The organism is Corynebacterium accolens (assembly GCF_023520795.1).
Taxonomy (GTDB): Bacteria; Actinomycetota; Actinomycetes; order Mycobacteriales; family Mycobacteriaceae; genus Corynebacterium; species Corynebacterium accolens.
On sequence record NZ_CP046605.1, the window covers coordinates 1410711 to 1432468 of the forward strand.

The window sequence follows — 21758 nt, forward strand, 5'->3', positions numbered from 1 at the left end:
GAGGGCGCGCGCCCCGCTTAACCTAAAAATGGTGTCGTGATAGCGAGCCTAAGAGCTAGTTCTCCTGCTCTGATTTCGCGGCCTTAGCCTCTTCGCCGTTCCTTTTCTTCTCCGGCTTGAAGTCCACGCCGGTCTCCTTGCGCTGTGCGGCGGGGATGGGCGCGGGGGCATCGGTAAGCGGATCCACGCCGCCACCGGACTTCGGGAAGGCAATGACGTCGCGGATGGAGTCAAAGCCGCCCAAGAGGGACACGATGCGGTCCCAGCCAAAGGCGATGCCGCCGTGTGGCGGTGCGCCGTAGGAGAAGGCGTCGAGCAAGAAGCCGAACTTCTCTTGTGCTTCCTCATCGCCGATGCCCATGACCTCAAAGACGCGCTTTTGCACATCTTCTTGGTGAATACGGATGGAACCGCCGCCGATCTCGTTGCCGTTGCAAACGATGTCGTAGGCATAGGCCGTGGCCTCGCCCGGGTTCTCGTCGAAGGAATCGATCCACTCCGGCTTCGGCGAGGTAAAGGCGTGGTGCACCGCGGTCCACTTGGAGTGGCCCAAGGCCACGTCGCCGGACGCGGTGGCATCGGCAGAAGGCTCGAAGAGCGGGGCGTCAACGACCCAGGTAAAGGCCCAGTCGCCTTCCTTGATGAGGTCGAGCTTCTTGGCAATTTCGCCGCGGGCCGCACCCAGCAGCGCGCGGGAAGACTTAGTATCGCCGGCGGCAAAGAAGATGGCGTCACCGGGCTTTGCGCCAACGTGCTCGGCGATGCCCTCGCGCTCCGCGTCGGTGATGTTCTTGGCCACAGGCCCGCCCAGGGTGCCGTCTTCTGCGACGGTGATGTAGGCAAGGCCCTTGGCGCCGCGCTGCTTGGCCCAGTCCTGCCATGCATCGAACTGGCGGCGCGGCTGCGAAGCACCGCCGTCCATGACTACGGCACCGACGTATTCGTTCTGGAAGACCCGGAAGGTGGTGTCCTTGAAGAACTCCGTGCACTCGACAATCTTGATGTCAAAGCGCAGGTCCGGCTTATCGGAGCCGTAGTACTTCATGGCATCGGCATAGGTCATGCGCGGGATTGGGGTCTGAATGTCGTAGCCGATGAGCTTCCACAGCTCCTTGACAATCTCTTCACCAAGCGCAATGACATCGTCTTGATCCACGAAGGACATCTCCACGTCCAACTGGGTAAATTCCGGCTGGCGGTCGGCGCGGAAGTCCTCATCGCGGTAGCAGCGCGCGATCTGGTAGTAGCGCTCCATGCCGGCCACCATCAGCAGCTGCTTGAATAGCTGCGGCGACTGCGGCAGCGCGTACCAAGAACCCGGCTTCAGGCGGGCAGGGACCAAAAAGTCGCGCGCGCCCTCTGGGGTGGAACGGGTCAAGGTAGGGGTTTCGATTTCGGCGAAATCGTGCTTATCCAGCACGTTACGGGCCGCGCGGTTGGCAGCAGAGCGCAGACGCAGTGCCTTTGCCTGGCGCTCGCGGCGCAGATCCAAGTAGCGGTACTTCAGGCGGGTCTCCTCGCCTACCTCGCCAGAGGAGGAAGGATCATCTACCTGGAAGGGCAGCGCTGCGGATTTGTTGAGCACCTCCAGGTCGGTGACGTTGACCTCGATGTCTCCGGAAGGCAGGTTCGGGTTTTCGGATCCTTCTGGGCGCGGTTCCACTACGCCGGTTACCTTGACGCAGTATTCCGAACGCAGGTCATGGGCGCGCTCTGCCACATCGGATTCGCGGAAGACTACCTGGGCAATGCCGGAACGATCGCGCAGGTCGATGAAGATCACGCCGCCGTGGTCACGGCGACGAGAAACCCAACCGGTTAGGGTTACTGTCTCTTCTGCCAGTTCTTTGCGGAGCTCACCGGCCAAATGGGTACGCAGCACTATAATTCAATCCCTTCTGAAATGGTGTTACTTGCGGGTCCAGCCACGCGTAAACAGCGCGCGCCCAACCAAGCACAAGACTAGGAACTTGGCCAATTCTACATCCCACCGCCACTTTCGCCCCTATTAAGCCCACTTAAGCCACCGCGCAGGCACGCGGCCCCGGCACCGCTAACCCTGCCGGAAATAAATGGGCTGCTGCGCACTGCCGCGGCCGACAAGGTGTGGCACTATCTAGACATGACCTTTAAATCTGGTGCCGATTTCGATGGCCAGCGCGCAACCTCCGGCGGTGGCGGCGGCCTCGCTTTAGGCGGCGGCATCGGCTCCGTCGTGCTCGTCGGGCTCTACCTCTTATTAGGAGGAAACCCCTCCGATATTGGTGCCCTGTTGGGCAATGAACAGTCCCAATCCGGCACCCACACCGGTGCCGATGATTCCGCCTTCGATCACTGCCAAACGGCAGAAGACGGCAATAAATACGATGACTGCCGGGTCATGTTTACCGCCATGAGCGTGGATAATGTCTGGACCGCCGAGCTACCCGAGCAAGCCGGCATCGAATACACCAACCCTGGCCGGGTGATTTTTAATAGCTCCACCAATTCCGGCTGCGGCACTGCGTCTTCAGCCACGGGGCCGTTTTATTGCCCCGCCGACCAATCGGCGTATTTTGACACCACGTTTTTCAATTCGCTGAGCAACTACGGCGCGCACAATGCCCCGTTCGCGCAGATGTACATCGTTGCCCACGAGTTTGGTCACCACATTCAGCAGCTCGAGGGCACGCTGCAGCTATCTGACTATAACGACCCCGGCGCGGATTCCAATGCGGTAAAGATCGAGCTCCAGGCAGATTGCTACGCCGGTATTTGGGCTTCCCACGCGGATAAGGGCGAGGATGCTCTGCTGGAGCCGATTTCCCAACAGCAGGTGGCTGACGCAGTCACCGCGGCGCAGGCTGTGGGTGACGATAATATTCAGCGCCGTTCCACTGGGCAGGTCCAACCCGATGCGTGGACGCACGGTTCTTCCGAGCAACGCCAGCGAGCTTTCCTTGCTGGTTATAATTCCGGCCGGATGGCTGAGTGCGACACCTTGGGGCGCGGGGTCTACAGCTAACTCCCGGCCCCCTCTTTACCCCGCTGGAGATAATCTCCCTGCCCGTATTGTTGACATGTCACGTACAATGATTACAGGTACGCAGCAAGAGTAGAAAGGGACACCATGCAATTTGGCATTTTCACGGTCGGAGATGTGACCACCGATCCAACGACGGGCGAAAGCCCATCAGAGGCGGAGCGAATCCGCAATATTACGGAAATCGCGCTCAAGGCAGAAGAAGTGGGCCTCGATGTCTTCGCCACAGGCGAGCACCACAACCCGCCCTTCGTTCCGTCCTCCCCGACGACCCACCTAGCCTATATCGCAGCGCAGACCGAGCGCTTGCAGCTTTCTACCTCCACGACGCTGATTACCACCAATGACCCGGTAAAGATCGCGGAAGATTACGCCTTCTTACAGCACCTCTCCGGCGGCCGTGTGGATCTGATGATGGGGCGCGGCAATACCGGCCCCGTCTACCCGTGGTTTGGCAAAGATATCCGCCAAGGCATCCCGTTGGCCGTGGAAAATTACCACTTGCTGCGCCGCCTGTGGCGGGAAAACAGCGTCAACTGGGAGGGCAAATTCCGCACCCCGTTGCAGGCGTTTACCTCTACCCCGGCGCCCCTCGATGGCATCCCGCCGTTTGTATGGCACGGCTCCATTCGTTCTACCCAGATTGCAGAACAAGCGGCCTATTACGGCGACGGGTTCTTTCACAATAATATCTTCTGGAATCAAGAACACACGGCCAAGATGGTCAACATGTACCGGCGTCGCTTTGCTTCCTATGGCCACGGCCAAGCAGACCAAGCCATCGTGGGGCTCGGCGGCCAGGTATTCATCGGCGATACTGAAGAGGAGGCCAAGAGGTTCTTCCGCCCGTACTTCGATAACGCCCCCGTGTACGGGCACGGGCCTAGCCTGGAGGAATTTACTGACTACACCCCGCTGACCGTGGGTACCGCAGAGCAGGTTATTGAGCGCACCCTGAAATTTGCGGACTACGTGGGCGATTACCAACGCCAGCTCTTCCTCATCGATCACGCCGGGCTGCCACAAGAAGTGGTGCTCAAGCAGATAGAAATTCTTGGCACACAAGTAGTACCGGAGCTTCGTCGGCGCTTTGAGCAGCGACGACCAGAGCATGTACCCTCGGACCCACCAACGCATGCCACGCTCAAGCAGCACCCAGATTCCCCGCACTTTCGCGTAAGCCCTGGAAAGGAGGACTAAGCAATGCGCTCTTTAGTTGTCCTCACGGCCGGGCTCTCGGAGCCATCATCTACCCGGCAATTGGCTGAGACCATTGCAGAAGCCACCGAGGCGAAGATTTCCGCGCGCGGTGAAGGCGTAAACACCCACATTATTGAGGTGCGCACCCTTGCTTCTGAATTGGCCACAGCCATGACCAATTGGGCGGCTCCAACGCCCCAACTGGATGAAGCAAAAGAGCTGCTGTCTACGGCCGATGGCTTTATTGCCGTCACCCCTGCCTTCCAAGGCAGCTACTCCGGGCTGTTCAAGATGTTTTTTGATGTTCTGGATGCCCACGCCTTGGAGGAGCTGCCCACCATCGTGGCAGCTACGGGCGGTTCCCCGCGCCACGCGCTCATCTTGGACTATGCGCTGCGCCCCCTGTTGAATTACCTGCACGCCCACGTCGTTCCGACCGGCATATTCCAGGCAACCGAGGATCTGGGCACCGCCGAGGGCGCGCGCATTCGCAGCCGTATCGAGCGCGCCGCAACGCAGCTTGCGGATCAGATGATTCGCCCCACGGATCGGGTCGCCGGGCTTGCCGATGCCCCCAAACCCAGTCCCCATTCCCGCCCTACCGGAATCGGAGTGGACGAAGAGTTTCTGCCTTTCGAGGAAATTTTGTCCCAATACGACGGAAAGCGCTAGCGCCGCAATACCTATCGCATATTCTAAAATTGATACATGTCACATATTTCTCTACGCTTGAATTTTAGAATCTTCGACCCGAATCCCCGCGCCAGAGAAAATTTCTTTTTCATGCTCTTGGACCGATAACTCTCTTGCTACGAAGAAAGGTTTCTTAAGGCTTTCACCATGACTATTAGCGTTACTGACATTTTCGCCATCGGCATTGGTCCATCCTCCTCTCACACGGTTGGGCCGATGCGCGCCGCGAAGCAATTTCTAGAATCCCTCGATACCCATCCCGCCCGCGTCTCGGCGGAACTGCGCGGTTCGCTGTCCGCCACCGGACGCGGCCACGCCTCCGACCGCGCCGTCATCCTTGGACTCGCCGGCTGGGAGCCGCTGACCGTTCCCATCGATGCCGAGCCGCAAGCCGGCGGCACAATCCCCAGCGAAGGCACCATCTCTGGCCCGTCTGGCACCGTCGACTACGAAATCACCTTTGATAACGAGCCACTACCCCAGCACCCCAACGGCATGATCTTCAAGGCCTGGGATGCTGATGGCAACATCCTTGCTGAAGACGAACAGTACTTCTCTGTCGGCGGTGGCTTCATCCTCTCCCGCAAAGAGCTCGACGCAGAGATGGCCGATAGCCACGAAGTACCCGCCGGCGTTGCCGCAGCAACCGTAGAAGATACCGTGCCCTATGAATTCACCACCGGCGAAGAACTGCTCAACCTGTGCGAGGCCAACGACAAGGACATTTGGGAAATCGTCCTTGCCAATGAGGAAGTGCTCCACAAAGAGGACGGCGGCGCGGATTATGTCCTGCGCCACTTGGATCTTGTATGGGATATCATGCGCGAATGCGTGACCGATGGCATTTCCACCAAGGGCCTGCTACCCGGTGGCCTCCGCGTGCCGCGGCGCGCCCCCAAGATGTATGCGCAGCTGCTCGAGCAGAAAAATGACCCACACTCTGGCTTTTCCGCCATGGAATGGGTCAACCTCTTCGCCTTAGCGGTCAACGAGCAAAACGCTGCGGGCGGCCGCGTTATTACCGCGCCCACCAACGGCGCCTGCGGCATCATTCCCGCAGTGCTGCACTATGCGCGCGACTTCCACGGTGGCTTCTGCCGCGAATCCGCACGCCGTTACCTGCTCACCGCCGGCGCCATCGGCATGATCATCAAACAGAACGCCTCCATTTCCGGCGCCGAGGTGGGCTGCCAGGGCGAAGTCGGCTCTGCCTCGTCCATGTCCGCTGCCGGGATGGCGGCACTCCTCGGCGCTACCCCAGCACAGGTGGAAAATGCGGCCGAAATCGCCCTTGAGCACAACCTCGGCCTTACCTGCGATCCGGTCGGCGGCCTCGTGCAAATCCCGTGTATTGAGCGCAATGCCATTGGCGCGGTGAAATCCATTAACGCCGCCCGCATGGCGATGATGGGTGAAGGCACCCACCACGTCACCCTCGATAACGCCGTGCAAACCATGGCGGATACGGGCCGCGATATGCACTCCAAGTACAAGGAGACCTCCCTCGGCGGCTTGGCCAAGACGATGGGCTTTAGCGTTTCCCAGGTCGAGTGCTAAACAGTTAAAAGCACACAAAGGGGGCACCGATATTACTTCGGTGCCCCCTCCCTTTCTTTGAGCCTGTGCCTAGCCTTCTAGATCCCGTCCTAGAACGGCAACCAGCTGTGATAGCTCAATATCGCGCTGCTCGTGGGCGGCCAAGTCCTTCACGGCAACGGTGCCGTTTTCTAGTTCTTGATCTCCCAAGACCAAAGCAAAGCGCGCACCCGCGCGGTCAGCGCCCTTCATTGCGCCCTTAAGGCCGCGATCACCAAAGGACATATCCGCAGCGATTCCCGCCTTGCGCAGGTCGTTGATGATGCCGGTCATGCGGCGCTTGGCCGCAGTACCTAAGGCAATGCCGTAGACATCCACGCGGGAATCACTGCCTTCTAAGGTGATGCCCTCCGCCTCGAGGGCGAGGATGGCGCGGTCAACGCCTAAGCCATAGCCGATGCCCGAAAGATCCTGTCCGCCCAGCTGCGCCATCAACCCGTCGTAGCGGCCACCGCCGCCAATGCCGGATTGGGCACCCAGGCCATCGTGGACGAATTCAAAGCAGGTCTTGGTGTAGTAGTCCAAGCCGCGCACCATGCGCGGGTTAATTTCGTAGGCAACGCCCATATCATCCAGCATGCCCGTCACGGTCTCAAAGTGCTCGCGGCACTCGGCGTTGAGGTAGTCGAGCATCAAGGGGGCATCGGCAAGCTGCTCCTGCATCTCCGGGCGCTTATCATCCAAGACGCGCAAAGGATTGATCTCCGCGCGGCGGCGGGTCTCCTCATCCAAGTCCAGCTTAAACAAGAATTCCTGCAGCTTTTCGCGGTAGGCGGGCCGGCAATTGCGGTCGCCCAAGCTGGTCAATTCCAGGCGGAACCCGGAAAGCCCCAGAGCTCTGTAGGAGCGATCCGCCAAGGCGATGACCTCCGCATCCAGTGCTGGATCGTCGACGCCGATGGCCTCCACGCCAACCTGCTGAAGCTGACGGTAGCGGCCTGCCTGCGGGCGCTCATAGCGGAAGAACGGGCCGCTGTAGTTCAGCTTTACCGGCAGCTGACCGCGATCCAAATTGTGTTGAATGACCGAGCGCATCACGCCCGCAGTTCCCTCCGGGCGCAGGGTCACGGAGCGCTCACCGCGATCCGCGAAAGTGTACATCTCCTTGGAGACCACGTCGGTAGATTCGCCCACCCCGCGGGCAAAGAGCGCGGTATCTTCAAAAATGGGCAATTCAATGTGCTGAAAACCGGAAAGATGCGCCTGTTCCACCATGGTCTGGCGGACCTTATAAAAAGTCGCAGACTCTGGTGGGTAATAATCTGGCACACCCTTCGGTGCGGACAGTGCCTGGAACCGCTTCTCTTCACTCATGGTCACTAGACTACCCCATGGGATTTTCGCAGGAATGGGTTGGTCGCCCTCTCCTGACGCATGGTCGAGGTTGGGCCGTGGCCGGGAAGAATGTCCAGCTCATCGTCCAAATCCCACACCGGGCCCGCCAATGAATCCAGCATGGCCTGCGGATTAGAATCCGGCAGATCGACCCGCCCCATTCCCCCGGCAAAAAGGACATCACCGGTAAGGGCAAAAGTATCCGAAATGATCAATACGCACCCCGGCGAATGCCCAGGCGCGTGCTGAAGGGTAAATGTATGCCCGATTAGCTCCAGCTCTTCACCACCGTGGAGTTCGCGGAGATCGGAAATGGGCACCATGCGCGAAGCCTGGAATAGCTCCTGCGCCTGGGCGGAAACACCCTCCCCAGAATCCAACATGAACTTATCTGCGGGATGAATATAAACGGGGATATCGAGCTCCTGTGCCAATTCACCGGCCTCGCGGGTGTGGTCGATGTGGCCGTGTGTGAGCACAATGGCTTCATAGTCATAGTCGTGCGATAGAACCTTCGACATGGAATCCATGCCCGGATCCACGATGAAGGCGCGCTTTCCCTCCGCCACGATATAGGTATTCGTGCGAAATGGTCCCGCGGTAAATCCTTGAATATCCATGATTTAAGTCTAACGAGGCTCGCCCCCATCGCGCCCTTGAACGCAGTGGTCTCTGGATTCAAGCCACATAACCATGCAAAAAGCACCCAGCCTTGGCGCCCACAGCCACGGCGGGTTATGGGGAAAGGCTGGGTGCTGGTTTTATTTAACCTGCTAGCTTCAAGCTTTATTGCAGGGCGGCAAGAGCCTTCTCGTAGTCCGGCTCGGTGGTTACCTCTGGCACCAATTCGTTGTAGATGACCTTGTGGTCAGCGTCGGTGACCACAACGGAGCGCGCCAACAGGCCCTTGAGCGGGGAGCCTTGCAGGGTCACGCCGAACTTCTCACCAAAATCGGAGCGGAAATCGGAGGCGGTCTCCACGTTTTCAATGCCCTCTGCGGCGCAGAAACGATCCAGCGCGAAGGGCAGGTCGCGGGAAACGGACAAGACAACGGTGTTGTCCAGGCCCGCGGCCTTTTCATTAAAGGTGCGCAGCTGCTGCTGGCACACGCCCGTATCGATGGAAGGGAAAATCGAGATAACGAGGCGCTTGCCCTCGAAATCCTTATTGGTGACCTCAGAAAGGTCGGTGCCAACGAGGGTGAACTCTGGGATGGACTCCCCTACAGCAGGAAGCTCACCAGCGGTTTGGGTAGGTTCGTCAGAAAATTTAACTTCAGCCATGGCCCCGAGCGTACTGATACTTTTGCTTCCCCGCTATAGCTCGCCGTTTATTGCTCAACCCAATCCCCGAGCCAAGTCAGCCCCGTGTCCGCAAAGCCGCTAAAATCGTCCAAGTTGAGACACGTCACCGATAATCGCTAGAAAGGTTGTCCCACGGTGCCAGATAATAAAAAGCGCGGAGAAGACGCGCTGCACAAGCTCGATCGTGAGCTAAAGTCCCGTGACCGCAAGCAAAAGACTCGTCCTTTTGGTGTCGCCGCAGCCTCGCTCGTCGTCATCCTTGGCATCGCCGGAGGAATCTACTTCCTGTCCACCCGCGATGGCTCTGAGGGCGACATCCAGGCAGAAGATACCTCTGAGGCACAGACCACGCAGGAAGCCCCCAAGGCTGAACCCTTGAGCGGCAAGCGCGCGGAAGCCCTGCCAGCCACCGTCCAGTGCAACTACGAGGACAATGGCCAGGATGGCCACGGCGCGAAGAAGCCCGACGGCAAGGATATTTCCACCGAGGGCACCGTCACCGTCTCCTTCGATACCACCCAGGGCCCGATTGAGATGGACCTGGACCGTGCCGCTGCGCCGTGCACCACCCACGCCATCTCGGAACTGGCTGAATCCGGCTTCTACGATGACACCGTCTGCCACCGCATGACCTCTGGCGTGTTGAACGTGCTCCAGTGCGGCGACCCCACCGGTTCCGGTTCCGGCGGCCCAGGCTTCAAGTTTGCCGATGAATACCCCGCCGATGAAACCGATGCCAAGGACGCACAGAACCCCGTTGTCTACCCACGCGGTTCCGTCGCTATGGCCAATAGCGGCCCGGATACCAACGGTTCCCAGTTCTTCCTTAACTACGATGACTCGGAGCTTGCCCCTAACTACACCTACTTCGGCACCATCTCCGAAGAAGGCCTGAAGACCCTAGACAAGATTGCTGAGGCCGGCGTAGACACCGGCGATCAGAGCGGTCACCCAGGCCAAGAAGACGGCAAGCCTGCTGAAGAGGTAAAGATTAAAAAGGCTACGGTAAAGGCTTAGTCTGTGGCATCGGCGCTTGCCGATGCCCCATTACGTTGTTAGCAGTTCCACTTAAACGAACCCAGAATTCGTAACTCTGCCCCTGTGCAGGGGCAGGTTATGTTTGTCTGCGTTCCTTTTGCTTTTCTTTTGAGGAGCAGTGGAACTAGTCGCTGGCTTCGGTATGGCTTATTTTCGTCCCTGTCTGACAATGATCCGGGGGGTGATGCCGCCGAAGGCAGTGACATACTCCAAACTGCTAATAGGAACCTGAGCCCTAACGGTGGCGGCGAGCCAACCGGTGAGCTCGCGGAGGCTATCGACCTCGACTTCGGTTCCTTCGAGAAGTTCAAGGCGCACTTCTCCGCAGCAGCACTCGGCCTGCAGGGTTCCAGCTGGGCCGTGCTGGGTTACGACCACATTGCTGGCCGCCTGCTCGTTGAGCAGCTGACCGACCAGCAGGGCAACACCTCCGTGAACTTCACCCCACTGCTGATGCTGGATATGTGGGAGCACGCTTTCTACCTGCAATACAAGAACGTCAAGCCTGATTACGTCAAGGCCGTCTGGAACGTCTTCAACTGGGACGACGTTGCAGAGCGTTTCGCAGCAGCGAAGAAGTAAACCTTCCGCCGCACCACCATCGCTGCGGCTTACATGAACGCCGTGCCCGCGCACTTTACGTGCCGGACACGGCGTTTTTCATGGCGGCGTTTTTATCTCGCGGGGCACCGTTTTGGCTTAGCGAGTTCTCCCGGAAACCATAAGAAGAATAAATCCCAGCCAAAGTAATCCGGTGGCTGCAGTTATTACCCATAAAAGCTCACTAAACAGCGGTTCCCAAAAACCACCGGCACGAAACAGCTGAGTGATAACGGCAGCAACTGCAATAACAATTCCGCTGGTAATTATCCACGCGCCGATTTTTCCTATCGTGGATGTAGAATACCGCGCTCGCCTATGGCTCCAGAGCGAAATATTTATCCCGATAAGCACAACCGCGATAGCGGTGGCCAGAAGAAATAATGCACCAACAAGAAACGGAAAGCCGTCATTCGAGGCAGCAATAATGCTAATAAATACATAGAGCGCGAGGGCCACGAGAACCGAAAAAATTGTGATGCTTTCCAGGGGTTTCAGCATGTTCATTCCATTCCCTAATTGTTGAGCCGGGCCTGACCCCCGGAAAGTGGACACGTCGGGGGTTAGCTATGCTGCTTTAGTTAGTGTAGCTGAAGTCTCGGCTTCAAAGACATCCGGCGCTACAAGATTGCACCAGGAGTGCCGCCGGCGCGTGTTGTAGCGCATGCACCACCGGAAGACTTCCTGACGGCAGGAGATCGGATTGTCAAAAACTTTCCTATCGCGCAAGACTTCCCGCTTGAGCGTGGCGTTAAACGATTCTGCTAGGGCTTCTATCAGCACTCGTTCCTACCGAGCGTGTCAAGTTGTTTGTGTGTGGGGCTAGGTTTATAGGTATTTGTCGAAGCGGTCGGGAAAGGCCACGGCCATTTGGTTGATGGCTTGTTTCCAGCCGGAAACTCGGGCTCCTTCCATGAGTCTGCCGGCTGTCGCGGAGACTCGTTTGCCCTGCTTTGCTCTCTTTGCGGCTCGTTTGTCTTCAATATTGCAGATCATCAACCACAGCGTCTTGAGCGCGGATTCATCGTTGGTGAACTGCACCCTGTTGCGGGTGGCTTTACGCAATTGGTTGTTAAACGACTCAATGGAATTCGTCGTATAGATGACCTTTCTTGCTGCTGGTGGGAACTGCAAAAATGGCACGAATCTATCCCATGCATCCTGCCAGACCTTGACCGACTGAGGATACTTCACACCCAGTTCAGAATCGGAAAATTCCTTCAACGCTGCTTCTGCCGTGGATTCATCAGTAGCCGTATAAACCTTCTTCAACGCGGCTGATACAGCCCGGCGATCCCCGTAAGACACCCACCGATTCGCGGCGCGAATCAGGTGCACGATACAGGTTTGTACCATAGAGTTCGGCCAGGTTGCCTCCACTGCTTCTGGTAGGCCTTTCAGCCCGTCACAGCAGACGATAAAGACGTCTTTGACCCCACGGTTAGATAAGTTGGCGCACACGTGTGCCCAAAAGGAGGCGCCTTCTTCTTTGGCGATCCACAATCCCAGGATGTGCTTGATCCCGTCGAGGTCCACCCCGATTGCCATGTACGCAGACTTGTTAACTACCCGGCCGCCGTCGCGGACTTTAATGCGCAACGCATCCAGGAATATCACGGGGTAGAACTCGTCTAACTGGCGGTTTTGCCAGATCATGACCTCATCCAAGACTGCGTCTGTAACCGCCGAAATCGTCTCATGGGAGATATCAACCCGCATCGCAGTAGCCATATGGTGCTGGATATCCCGAATGGTCATTCCGCCGGCATATAAGCTGACAATCATATCGTCAACATCTGTTAGCCGCCTGGAGCCTTTGGGCACCATAGTAGGAACAAACGTGCCGTTTCTGTCTCGTGGAACATCAATGTTTACTGGCCCGTAGTTAGAATCCACGGTTTTCGGGTAGGTGCCGTTGCGGTGATTGTCTGTTTCAGCAGTAGCTTTAGCTGCTCTATCGCCGGGCTCATAGCCTAGGTGGGCATCCATTTCAGCATTCAAACCCCGGGTAATTGAGGCTTGCAACATGCCCCGAACTAGGTCGTTGGCATCCGTGGTGGACGTGCCTAGCTCATCAATCAGTTTCGCGATTTCTGGGTTAGCAAGCAGCTTCTTTTCAATCGCATCAATCTTGGCCTTATCAGCCGGATCTCGTCTCGCCATAGTAGTCATTCTGGTTCATCTCCTCATGCGGGTTAGGTTCCCACACACAAACCATTAGACACTCTCTTCCTACCGCTCCCCTCGTCCGCAGACGAATCAACGTCCTCTACGCCATGATGCGCAACCACGAGTATTACCGCGATCCCGCCCCAGCAAAGGAAGCCGCAGCAGTCCAACCCCTAACAACGAAACAAGCCGACTGGGAAAATCCCAGTCGGCTACCAGCCGCGCGCAAAACAACACACCTAAACAATCCGGAGTCGCGTATCCGCCCCCGGCCGCACCACCCGCAAGGTTGACAAACTATATAGGAACACCCCCTACTGCCTCCCGCCTCCTTCACTTACTAACCCCATTTAGGGGTTAGTGGGAACTCCCCAGCGTCGTGCACGGATCATTTCAGTGCTCAACGTTGGGGATTTTTCAGGCCCATTTCTCCGCTCAATATAACCCTCTACCTGCGCTTAAGGATCTAATATCTCCCCTAGCCATTCACACCATCAACATTAAGCGTCAACTACCACACAGCCCGATACGTTTTGACAATCTTTTTTAATAAAAGTTTGCACGATCTGTTGCAGACCGTAATACGGCTGTCTAATATCTAAGGAGTCTTTGAACACCACAAGCTCGTTAGGAAGCAAGATATGAAGCTTATCTCCCGCAAGGCTCTCGTCGCCGGCGCAACCGCCCTGTCCGTCACCTTGGCTGGCACCGCCGTGGCCACCGCTGCTGAGGAAGCACCGGTCGTGTCCCAGAACCCGCAGGGTTCCTCCGCAGGCACCATTGGCAAGCTTGGTCAGAACAACGATTCTAACGCTGGCAACCAGGACAAGAAGGACAAGAAGGACTTCTCCTTGAAGGAGGCAGATCCTGACGACATTAAGGCATGGATCGGCGTCTTCACCGCTGCTATCGGCGCCTTGGGTACTCTCTTCGCTTTCGCTGACAAGTACCTCGACATCGAGGGCTTCCTGAAGAACTTCAAGCTTCCTTTCTAAGCTTTCACGCTTCTTAAGCGCTTTTAACCGCTGTGCCCTGAATTTGGGTACAGCGGTTTCGCATATTGATGGGCCTTCACCCCGGTTCTGACCCCCTTGCTCAGAACCCTTTAAGATTCCTTTGCCCGCCTGATGTATCCAGAGCCGACGAGGTCATTGAATATCTCTGGGTCGATTTCTTGGCCATTCTTAATTACGGAGATGTGGCCGGTGGGCTCTAAGACCATGACCTGGACGTCTTCCATGCGCCCTAGGCCAGCCTTACGCACCGCGGAATACACGTCTGAGCGAGTGATGTGGGAAACGGTGAGATTATCGTCAATCATCTCGCCCTGAAAGACGATGAGAACGGGCCGGCGGTCCAAAAACCGCGTCCACTTCACCACCTTGCGGATGGTACCGAATGCGGCTTCTAGGGCCATGAGCGTTGTCAGCCCAATAACACCCGCCGCCAATGTGGGCGGAACGCCGATGATCACGCGGCCTGCGACGGCGCCGAACATAATGATGATGATCGCGTCAGAGGCCGTCATGGAGGTCAATACGCGGGAGCCAAAAAGCTTCACTAGGACCATAAAAGCGAGATAGATGCCTAATGTAGACAGCATAACTACAGGAACTCGATGCAGTTCGATTCCTAGTTGAAAAGTAGCCTCGCGTAAAAACCGTTCAAAGATATCCACGGCTTTTGAGGTTACTAGGGTATAAGACACAGCACAGAAAAATAAGCGCTTTTCCTCTCCCGTATCGCGAGGAAAAGCGCTTAGCGTGAATCCGCGGGATGTGGATTCCTAATTAGATGTGAAAAGTCTTTCGCAGGTCATCAAAAATGGCCCGCAGCGGTGCCGGAAGCACCTGGGGGTTCAAACCTATGAAAGCGATTCCTGCCGCTAGTGCCGCCACGATGGCAAGGATTGCACCACCGGTGGACGAGCCTTGCGGAGCCTTGGGGGAATCGTCCTCGTCATCGTCGGCTTCGCCCACTTCCAATGGCAGGATCGCCTGCGTGCCAGCGTCGGTGGTTATTTCCAGGTTCTGGGAGCCAGTCAGGTCCTTTGGAACGGTCAGCGTCACCTGCGCACGGCCGCGTTCGCCAAATTGGTCATCGCCTTCTTGCTTGGAATTATCGATATCGGCGGTCTTTTCTTCATCTCCCAACTTGACCGTGACGGTCTTAGCCATTGGCTCGCCCTCACTGGTGTAGTTCAAGCTGGACAGATCGACGGTGATTTCTTTACCTGGGACAATATCGCCCTCGATGTGGGCGCCAATTTGGCCCTGTCCCTTGCGGACCTCGGACTCACCGGAGGCGATGTAGTCAATCATGGCCTGGGCGTCCATGTATCCCACATCGTTCTTGTCCTTGATGGAGCCTGCCTCAAAGTAGCCATCGCCGCCCTTTTCGCTATCGCTGGATGCGAGGAAGGACGATAGCGCGATGGAATAGTCTTTATCCGGGTCGAGGGGCTCGCCATTGATAGTCACGGACTTGACGCGCTCGCCGTGGGATGCCGTGTGGTCATAGACCACCTGGACGTTATTGGACAGCCCCATGGCTCGACGCGTCCGGCTACTACCCTCTTGCCACTGGTTTTCCAGTGCTGTGATGAAGTCCTTTCCAGAGACCTTCGCGGTAATAACGGAGTTACCAAATGGCTGGACTTCAAAGATGTCCTTGTAGGTGACGTCGCCGCCCTGCAAATCGGCGCGCACGCCGCCGGCATTCATGACGCCGAGGTCGATGTCCTCGCCCACCTGCTTGCTCATGGCATAACGCTGCCCTTCCGCGATGAAGTTATTCAGGGTGGAGTCGACACCACGGTTGGAACCTGGCTTTTGCCCCTCATCGGAGCCGCGGAACAAGTCGGTTTCGACTGTGCCAGCGGTCTTCGAGCCTTCTACCTCGGCCTCATCCTGTGCCTTCTTAACGATGCCCGCAATCTCAGCATCCGGCTCTACCTGCGCGGCAGCAGTCGCATCGTACTGCTTGAGCTCAATGCTTTTTACCTTGCGGGCGGCCTTGTCGTAGGTAATATCGGCATCGTTAAGCAGCTTGCCATACTCGTAGCCTTGCGCCCACTGCAATGGCAGCGCGCCCTCGCGCTCAACCGTTCCCTGGGTGGTCTGGTGGGTATCGCCACCGAAGAGGATATCAACGTCTTTGTTGAAGCCTTCTGCGTATTCCTCCGCATCCTCGTGGAAGAGGGAAACCACGACATCTGCCTCCCCGCTTTCCTTCAAGCGGGTGGCTTCCTTATTCGTTGCTTCAACGGGATCGGTGAAGGTGACGCCCGGAATCTTTGCCGCAGATACCTTGAATTTGGTGTTTTGGGTGACGGTGCCGACGTAGCCGACCTTCACGCCGTCGATTTCTTCCACATGAGAGGCATCCAAGAGCGGCTTGCCGTCTTTTAATACATTGGCGCCGAGGATGGGATAGTCAGAAGCTGGCTCAATACGGTCCGTTAGGTCCTCGGTGCCCTTGTCGAATTCGTGGTTGCCCACTGCGGTGACCTTCATCCCCATGGCATTGAGCGCCTCCAGAGTGTACTTGTCATCCGAGATGGCCGAGACGAATGCAGAACCGCCCACGTTATCGCCTGAAGAGGTGAGGTTGAACTTTTGGCCTTCGTTGACCTGCTTGATAAGCGATTGCAGGCGGGCCACGCCAATCTCATCGCCCGCCTTAGCAGGGTCGCTCAGGCCATCTTCCAAGTGGCCGTGCAGGTCAGTGATATTGGTGACCGAGATGGTGGTCGTATCCTCCTGCGCTAGGGCGTGTGTGCCAGAAAGCGCGACGGCGGTAACGGTGGTAGCGGCCACCAACTGGCCAATGCGACGGAACTGCATAATTACTCCTGTGTCGTAGAAAGCATTCAGACAATATATACCGCTTTCTTAACGAATTCGCAGGAAGCATAAAGCCCGTGAACTGGGCTTTTACCTTTCCTCCGCCAAGAGTTCACGCAATCGTCACGTGCGCGTAGCCCGCGCGTTGCTCTATCAAGCAACCGCACAGGGAGGTAGCCGCGCGGGAAGGCGGTTAGGCAGTCACGCGGTAGACGTCAAAGACGCCCTCGGTATTACGCAACGTCGTCATCAAGGACCCCAGCTGTTTGGTATCCGATACGGAGAAGGTAAAACGCATCGTGGCAATTTGGTCCTCGCCGCGGTTCGAATTCATAGTCAACACATTGATGTTCTGATCGCTTAATACCCGCGTTAGCTCAGACAGCAGGCCCTGGCGGTCCAACGCCTCAAGCTGCAGCGTGGCGGAAAAGGCGCCGGTAGAAGAGGTGCCAGAGGACCACTCCACCTTCAGCATGCGCTCCGGCTCAGATTTGAGCTTTTCCGCGTTGGCGCAGTCCGCGCGGTGTACGGATACTCCCCCGCCACGGGTGACAAAGCCAAAAATGGCGTCCCCAGGCACCGGCTGGCAGCACTTCGCAAGCTTAGCCATGACATCGGGGCTTCCCTCCACCAAGATGCCGGTGCCGGAGGCGGAGTCCTTAGTATGCTGCGCGCGGGACTGCTCGAGCTCCGAGAGTGGGGTGCGGGAAGCAAGGGCATCTACGGCATCATCGCGGTCGCCGAACATGGCCACCAATTGGTTGGCCACGTGCTGTGCGGAGACGTGGCCTGCGCCGATGGCCGTGTACAGGGCATCGACATCGGAATAGTGCAGCTGTTCTGCGACCTGCTTCATGGAGCTGGCGGTAAACAGGCGGTGCATCGGCAAGCCGCCGCGCTGCACCTCAGAGGCCAAGGCATCGCGCCCGGCTTCGAGGTGCTCCTCGCGCCTTTCCTTGGCAAACCACTGGCGCACCTTCGCCTTGGCCCGCGGCGAGACCAAGAATTCCTGCCAATCGCGCGATGGGCCGGCGTTGGGATCCTTGGAAGTAAAGATTTCTACCTTGTCGCCGGATTTCAGCGGCGATTCTAGCGCCACCAATTTGCCGTTAACCTTGGCGCCAATGCAGCGGTGGCCAACCTCCGTATGCACGGCGTAGGCAAAATCCACCGGGGTGGAACCCGCCGGCAAATCCACCACATCGCCCTTTGGGGTAAAGGCGAAGATCTGGCGCGCCGTCAGGTCATAGCGCAATGAATCGAGGAACTCATTGGGGTCTGCCGCTTCCTTCTGCCAATCCAGCAGCTGACGCATCCAAGCCATCTGGTCCACCTCTTCTTGGTGCCCAGAATTCTTGCCCTTCGTTTCCTTATAGCGCCAGTGCGCGGCGACGCCGAATTCGGCGTTGTAGTGCATCTCGTGCGTGCGGACCTGTACCTCCAGTGTTGCTCCGCCGTCTGCTAGCACCGTGGTGTGCAGAGACTGGTAGACGCCGAAGCGCGGGGAGGAAATATAATCCTTAAAACGCCCAGGCAAGGCCTGGTAAATGGAGTGCACGACGCCAATGGCGGCGTAACAGCTATTGATGTCATCCACCAGTACGCGGATGCCCACAAGGTCAAAGATCTCCGCGAACTCGCGGCCGCGCACGACCATCTTTTGATAGATGGACCAGTAGTGCTTCGGCCGGCCCATCACCTCAGCCTCGATGCCGTTTTCCTTTAAGGCGGCACCTACTTGGTTGATGATTTCCTTCAAGGCGCGATCGCGCGAGGGCGCGCGCTCTGCCACCATGCGCACGATTTCGTCGTACTTTTTGGGATAGAGGATGGCAAAAGACAGATCCTCTAACTCCCATTTCACGCTGGCCATGCCCAACCGGTGGGCCAAGGGGGCGATGACCTCTAGTGTTTGGCGCGCCTTCTTTGCTTGCTTTTCCGGCGGCAAAAAGCGCATGGTGCGCATATTGTGCAGACGGTCGCTGACCTTGATGACCAGCACGCGCGGATCGTTGGCCATGGCGACGATCATCTTCCGGATGGTCTCGGCTTCCGCCGCAGCCCCCAGGGCCACCTTGTCCAGCTTGGTCACGCCATCAACAAGCCGGGCCACTTCGGGCCCGAAGTCGCGGGTCAGATCCTCCAGCGTGTAATCGGTATCCTCCACCGTATCGTGCAAGAGTGCTGCAACGATGGTGGTGGTATCCATGCCGATTTCCGCGGCGATCGTAGCCACGGCTAGCGGGTGGGTAATATACGGCTCGCCCGACTTACGGAATACTCCCTCATGCAGCTTTTCTGCGGTGTTATAGGCAGCGTTGAGTAATTCCGCATCCGCTTTGGGGTGGAATTTCCGGTGAATGGACATGAGGGGATCGAGCACGGGGTTAATTTTGACCCGCCCGCCGGTCAGTGACCGGGCAAGGCGGGCAGACATGCTCCGCATCCCGTTATTAGCCTGGCGTTTTGCTGACTTATCAGTGGCCATCTCTACCGCCCTTCACAATGCCGCAGCCTATAGTGCTGGCTGCGGCGCCTTTCTAGATCGTGTGATCTAGCTTAGACACACCATCTTAGTCAGCGTCATCCAGCACAATGAGCGGCGGGCCCGATAAGCGCTCTCGGCCGTTCAGGCCCTTTACCTCTAACACCACGACGTTGCCCGCAACCTCGGCGCCGGCGGACTCAAGCAGCAGCTTGGCGCCGTGGAGGGTGCCACCGGTAGCCAGGACGTCATCGACAAGCACCACGCGCTTGCCCTTCACATCAACGCCGCTGGCGGGAATCTCCAACGCGGCCGAGCCGTACTCCAGCTCGTATTCTTCGGTATATACCGGCGGCGGAAGCTTGCCCTTTTTACGAATGGCCAAAATGCCCAAGCCCAACTTGTATGCCACGGCGGAGCCCAGCAGGAATCCGCGGGCATCCAGGCCGCCGATAAGATCCGCGCCCAGCTCCTCGCAGGCGGCCGCTAGGCCATCAACGACGGCCTGAAATGCCTCAGGATCGGCCAATACCGGGGTGAGATCTTCAAAGAGGATTCCTTCCTCTGGAAAATCCTGAACGAGGCGCACCTTGTCGTGCAAAGCTTGTGCTGCTGATTCGTACTGGGAACTCATCATCTTCCTTGAGAAATAAATAGCGAGAAATATTTTGAGAGGAAAAAGGCCTAGGCCTTTTCCACAGGTTCTTGTGCCGGCACGTGCCAACGGTCCATGTTCCAGCCGATGCCCGAGATGCCAGTGTACGGCAGGACACCCTCCACGTCGCGGTGAACGATGAACACGCGCGGCTGCGCGGCAATAGGAATGGAGGGAACGCTGTCCCACAGCTGCTCTTCCTGCTCCTTGAGCTGCACGGAGTTTTTAATGCTGGAATCTGCCGCGGAGTACTCGGTCAGCGGGTCGACCGGGCCCAAGAAGGCATCAATGGTGGGCTCACCCGTTTCCGGATTGGGATTGAGATAGAACTGCGATAACTGTTCGTCCGCAGCATCCTCAATGGTAATGCCCGCCGGTTCGCACGAGGCGCGCAGCGCCTCGATCATCGCCTGGTAGCGCTTATCCGGGCCAACGTAGCCCACCTTGATGGTGGTGCCGTTCAACTGGCCGGCCGCAGCCATGTCCGTTCCTTCGTGGTCCTTCGCCACCGAGCCGAGCGTTTGGGCCACCGGATCCTGTACGGACACGGTGCGGACATACGCCGGCGGGACGTCGACGCCAGATATTTCGGAGCTCTTGTGCGCCATCGAGGCTTGGTCCACGCAGGCAGCAAATGCCTTCCTGGCAGAGGGCTCTGCGAAAATCCCGGCCTGTGACAGGGTCAGCGTATCGGTTTGCAGGCCCACCTTGGTGGTCGTCTCAAACTCGTCATTGCCTGCGCCCGCGGAGTCCTCCCCAGCGGAGTCGTGGTCTGGTTCTTTGCCTTCCGCGGATTCTGCGTCCTCACCCGCGTTCCCGGAAAGCCAGCCGGGCGCCGCGGTGGCGGAGTCTGCCACCTTGAGTACGCCCTTATCCGCAAGCTCCTGCGCGTCGGTGCTACTCGGCCACACGACGAGCCGGTCCAAGGCAGGCTTATCGCCGCGATACTGCTCATTGGCCTTTAAGAAAACCTCGCCAGAATCGCCGACCTTTTCTGCCGTGAAGGGGCCGTAAGACACTTGCAGCTCGGGATCAAAATCATCCTTGGCAATGGAAAACCCATAGCGCCACAACTCAGCCACTGGCTGCAGCACCGCCATGTCTTCTGCGTGCAGGGCCGCGTTGAGATCCTCCATGCTCATGTCCGTCTTCTGTGCAAGCGCGTGCGCAGGCATGACCGTGCCAGGGCCAAACATCTGGCGCCAGCGGTGGCCCTGGTCTTTATAGAAGGTCAGAGTAAAGGCCTTGCTGTGCGGTGCGCACTCGATGTCCGCGATGTCATTCATCAACGGCATATGCGAGGCAAATTCCACCGGGTGCGTACCGGCCGTATAGGCAAGCAGGTAATCATCGCAGGTGACGGGGGCGCCGTCGGAGAATGTGGCGTCATCGGCAAGCGTCAAACGCACGCTTTCCTGGTCGCTATCTGCTGCGGGCGGAAGCTTTTCGGTCTCGACCAAATCCGCGTTGGGAATGAGCTGTCCGGAGGGACCTGGCACGAAAAGGCCGGGATAAAGGCGCGTCGAAAGCTGCGCCGCGGAGGTGGTGCTGCCGAAGGCGGTACCGGCATTCGTCGTTGCCAGCTGGGAGTTGACCATATAACCGGTGTAGTTATAGGACTCCGGATCGCTGGGCGCTGCCTGGTCACCGCTATCGGATTCCTCGCTGCTGCACGAGGCCGCTACCAGCGCGAGGGCGGAAAACCCCGCCGCAATAGCCGTAATTTTGGGACGGCTACCCCACCACCGTGTGGTGCCTAGTCTGCGTTCCACGGTACGCACAACCCCCTTTTCTCCTTCAAAGACCGAGCTTTAC

General features: G+C 57.9%; 18 protein-coding genes and 1 pseudogene. 7 read left to right on the forward strand and 12 right to left on the reverse strand.

The window, feature by feature from the left end; genetic code table 11:
- Window positions 1–55: 55 nt before the first annotated feature.
- Complete coding sequence (aspS, locus tag CACC_RS06745) at window positions 56–1882, reverse strand: aspartate--tRNA ligase (protein ID WP_035108457.1); 1827 nt, start codon at window positions 1880–1882, stop codon at window positions 56–58.
- A 240-nt stretch (window positions 1883–2122) separates the two neighbouring features.
- Here aspS and ypfJ point away from each other — a divergent pair, with 240 nt between their 5' ends.
- The 4 genes from ypfJ to CACC_RS06765 all read left to right on the forward strand — a co-directional run bounded on the left by ypfJ (window position 2123) and on the right by CACC_RS06765 (window position 6472).
- Window positions 2123–3004, forward strand: coding sequence for a KPN_02809 family neutral zinc metallopeptidase (gene ypfJ, locus CACC_RS06750; protein ID WP_005279028.1), 882 nt, complete (start codon window positions 2123–2125; stop codon window positions 3002–3004).
- A 105-nt stretch (window positions 3005–3109) separates the two neighbouring features.
- Complete coding sequence (locus tag CACC_RS06755; protein WP_005279026.1) at window positions 3110–4222, forward strand: LLM class flavin-dependent oxidoreductase; 1113 nt, start codon at window positions 3110–3112, stop codon at window positions 4220–4222.
- A 3-nt stretch (window positions 4223–4225) separates the two neighbouring features.
- Window positions 4226–4894 carry an FMN reductase gene (locus CACC_RS06760; RefSeq protein WP_005279023.1) on the forward strand — a complete coding sequence of 223 codons (669 nt, stop codon included), beginning with the start codon at window positions 4226–4228 and terminating at the stop codon, window positions 4892–4894.
- A 168-nt stretch (window positions 4895–5062) separates the two neighbouring features.
- Complete coding sequence (locus tag CACC_RS06765) at window positions 5063–6472, forward strand: L-serine ammonia-lyase (RefSeq protein ID WP_005279021.1); 1410 nt, start codon at window positions 5063–5065, stop codon at window positions 6470–6472.
- 69 nt (window positions 6473–6541) lie between these two features.
- On the opposite strand, the gene hisS is transcribed toward CACC_RS06765, so the two are convergent.
- The 3 genes from hisS to tpx form a co-directional block, all read right to left on the reverse strand.
- Complete coding sequence (gene hisS, locus CACC_RS06770; protein ID WP_035108504.1) at window positions 6542–7825, reverse strand: histidine--tRNA ligase; 1284 nt, start codon at window positions 7823–7825, stop codon at window positions 6542–6544.
- 5 nt (window positions 7826–7830) lie between these two features.
- Window positions 7831–8466 (reverse strand): MBL fold metallo-hydrolase, encoded by a 636-nt coding sequence (locus CACC_RS06775; protein WP_005279017.1) that lies wholly within the window; start codon window positions 8464–8466, stop codon window positions 7831–7833.
- Window positions 8467–8632: 166 nt separating this feature from the next.
- Window positions 8633–9130 carry a thiol peroxidase gene (tpx, locus tag CACC_RS06780; protein WP_005279015.1) on the reverse strand — a complete coding sequence of 166 codons (498 nt, stop codon included), beginning with the start codon at window positions 9128–9130 and terminating at the stop codon, window positions 8633–8635.
- 156 nt (window positions 9131–9286) lie between these two features.
- On the opposite strand from tpx, the gene CACC_RS06785 reads away from it, so the two are divergent.
- Window positions 9287–10168 carry a peptidylprolyl isomerase gene (locus CACC_RS06785; RefSeq protein ID WP_005279014.1) on the forward strand — a complete coding sequence of 294 codons (882 nt, stop codon included), beginning with the start codon at window positions 9287–9289 and terminating at the stop codon, window positions 10166–10168.
- Between the two features lie 99 nt (window positions 10169–10267).
- Window positions 10268–10771: a superoxide dismutase gene (locus tag CACC_RS06790; protein ID WP_005279011.1), complete on the forward strand. Its 504-nt coding sequence runs from the start codon at window positions 10268–10270 to the stop codon at window positions 10769–10771.
- A 117-nt stretch (window positions 10772–10888) separates the two neighbouring features.
- On the opposite strand, the gene CACC_RS06795 is transcribed toward CACC_RS06790, so the two are convergent.
- The 3 genes and pseudogenes from CACC_RS06795 to CACC_RS06805 form a co-directional block, all read right to left on the reverse strand.
- Window positions 10889–11290: a M48 family metalloprotease gene (locus CACC_RS06795; RefSeq protein ID WP_244262147.1), complete on the reverse strand. Its 402-nt coding sequence runs from the start codon at window positions 11288–11290 to the stop codon at window positions 10889–10891.
- A 66-nt stretch (window positions 11291–11356) separates the two neighbouring features.
- Window positions 11357–11585, reverse strand: a pseudogene (locus CACC_RS06800) (integrase core domain-containing protein); the annotation flags it as partial.
- A gap of 32 nt (window positions 11586–11617) precedes the next feature.
- The gene (locus tag CACC_RS06805) at window positions 11618–12952 is read right to left on the reverse strand and encodes an IS256 family transposase (protein WP_249852936.1); all 1335 of its coding nucleotides are present in this window, start codon (window positions 12950–12952) and stop codon (window positions 11618–11620) included.
- Between the two features lie 647 nt (window positions 12953–13599).
- On the opposite strand from CACC_RS06805, the gene CACC_RS06810 reads away from it, so the two are divergent.
- On the forward strand, window positions 13600–13953 hold the full coding sequence (locus tag CACC_RS06810; protein ID WP_005279005.1) for a hypothetical protein: 354 nt from the start codon (window positions 13600–13602) through the stop codon (window positions 13951–13953).
- Between the two features lie 110 nt (window positions 13954–14063).
- Here CACC_RS06810 and CACC_RS06815 read toward each other — a convergent pair whose 3' ends face one another.
- The 5 genes from CACC_RS06815 to CACC_RS06835 all read right to left on the reverse strand — a co-directional run bounded on the left by CACC_RS06815 (window position 14064) and on the right by CACC_RS06835 (window position 21724).
- Entirely contained in the window at window positions 14064–14636 is a 573-nt protein-coding gene (locus CACC_RS06815; RefSeq protein WP_425265813.1) for a DUF421 domain-containing protein, read from the reverse strand.
- A gap of 112 nt (window positions 14637–14748) precedes the next feature.
- Window positions 14749–16803 carry a bifunctional metallophosphatase/5'-nucleotidase gene (locus tag CACC_RS06820; protein ID WP_005279003.1) on the reverse strand — a complete coding sequence of 685 codons (2055 nt, stop codon included), beginning with the start codon at window positions 16801–16803 and terminating at the stop codon, window positions 14749–14751.
- A gap of 193 nt (window positions 16804–16996) precedes the next feature.
- Window positions 16997–19291 carry a RelA/SpoT family protein gene (locus CACC_RS06825; RefSeq protein ID WP_005279002.1) on the reverse strand — a complete coding sequence of 765 codons (2295 nt, stop codon included), beginning with the start codon at window positions 19289–19291 and terminating at the stop codon, window positions 16997–16999.
- An 85-nt stretch (window positions 19292–19376) separates the two neighbouring features.
- Window positions 19377–19922 (reverse strand): adenine phosphoribosyltransferase, encoded by a 546-nt coding sequence (locus CACC_RS06830; RefSeq protein WP_023017406.1) that lies wholly within the window; start codon window positions 19920–19922, stop codon window positions 19377–19379.
- A gap of 50 nt (window positions 19923–19972) precedes the next feature.
- Complete coding sequence (locus CACC_RS06835; protein ID WP_005279000.1) at window positions 19973–21724, reverse strand: ABC transporter substrate-binding protein; 1752 nt, start codon at window positions 21722–21724, stop codon at window positions 19973–19975.
- Between the last annotated feature and the right edge of the window lie 34 nt (window positions 21725–21758).

What these genes read in the sequence shown, in the direction of transcription:
- ypfJ (WP_005279028.1), top strand. Translation starts at nt 2,123, where the DNA reads ATGACCTTTAAATCTGGTGCCGATTTCGATGGCCAGCGCGCAACCTCC.
- CACC_RS06775 (WP_005279017.1), bottom strand. Translation starts at nt 8,466, where the DNA reads ATGGATATTCAAGGATTTACCGCGGGACCATTTCGCACGAATACCTAT.
- CACC_RS06760 (WP_005279023.1), top strand. Translation starts at nt 4,226, where the DNA reads ATGCGCTCTTTAGTTGTCCTCACGGCCGGGCTCTCGGAGCCATCATCT.
- CACC_RS06765 (WP_005279021.1), top strand. Translation starts at nt 5,063, where the DNA reads ATGACTATTAGCGTTACTGACATTTTCGCCATCGGCATTGGTCCATCC.
- CACC_RS06825 (WP_005279002.1), bottom strand. Translation starts at nt 19,291, where the DNA reads ATGGCCACTGATAAGTCAGCAAAACGCCAGGCTAATAACGGGATGCGG.
- CACC_RS06755 (WP_005279026.1), top strand. Translation starts at nt 3,110, where the DNA reads ATGCAATTTGGCATTTTCACGGTCGGAGATGTGACCACCGATCCAACG.
- CACC_RS06830 (WP_023017406.1), bottom strand. Translation starts at nt 19,922, where the DNA reads ATGAGTTCCCAGTACGAATCAGCAGCACAAGCTTTGCACGACAAGGTG.
- CACC_RS06790 (WP_005279011.1), top strand. Translation starts at nt 10,268, where the DNA reads ATGTTTGTCTGCGTTCCTTTTGCTTTTCTTTTGAGGAGCAGTGGAACT.
- CACC_RS06820 (WP_005279003.1), bottom strand. Translation starts at nt 16,803, where the DNA reads ATGCAGTTCCGTCGCATTGGCCAGTTGGTGGCCGCTACCACCGTTACC.
- CACC_RS06795 (WP_244262147.1), bottom strand. Translation starts at nt 11,290, where the DNA reads ATGCTGAAACCCCTGGAAAGCATCACAATTTTTTCGGTTCTCGTGGCC.
- CACC_RS06805 (WP_249852936.1), bottom strand. Translation starts at nt 12,952, where the DNA reads ATGGCGAGACGAGATCCGGCTGATAAGGCCAAGATTGATGCGATTGAA.
- CACC_RS06810 (WP_005279005.1), top strand. Translation starts at nt 13,600, where the DNA reads ATGAAGCTTATCTCCCGCAAGGCTCTCGTCGCCGGCGCAACCGCCCTG.
- hisS (WP_035108504.1), bottom strand. Translation starts at nt 7,825, where the DNA reads ATGAGTGAAGAGAAGCGGTTCCAGGCACTGTCCGCACCGAAGGGTGTG.
- tpx (WP_005279015.1), bottom strand. Translation starts at nt 9,130, where the DNA reads ATGGCTGAAGTTAAATTTTCTGACGAACCTACCCAAACCGCTGGTGAG.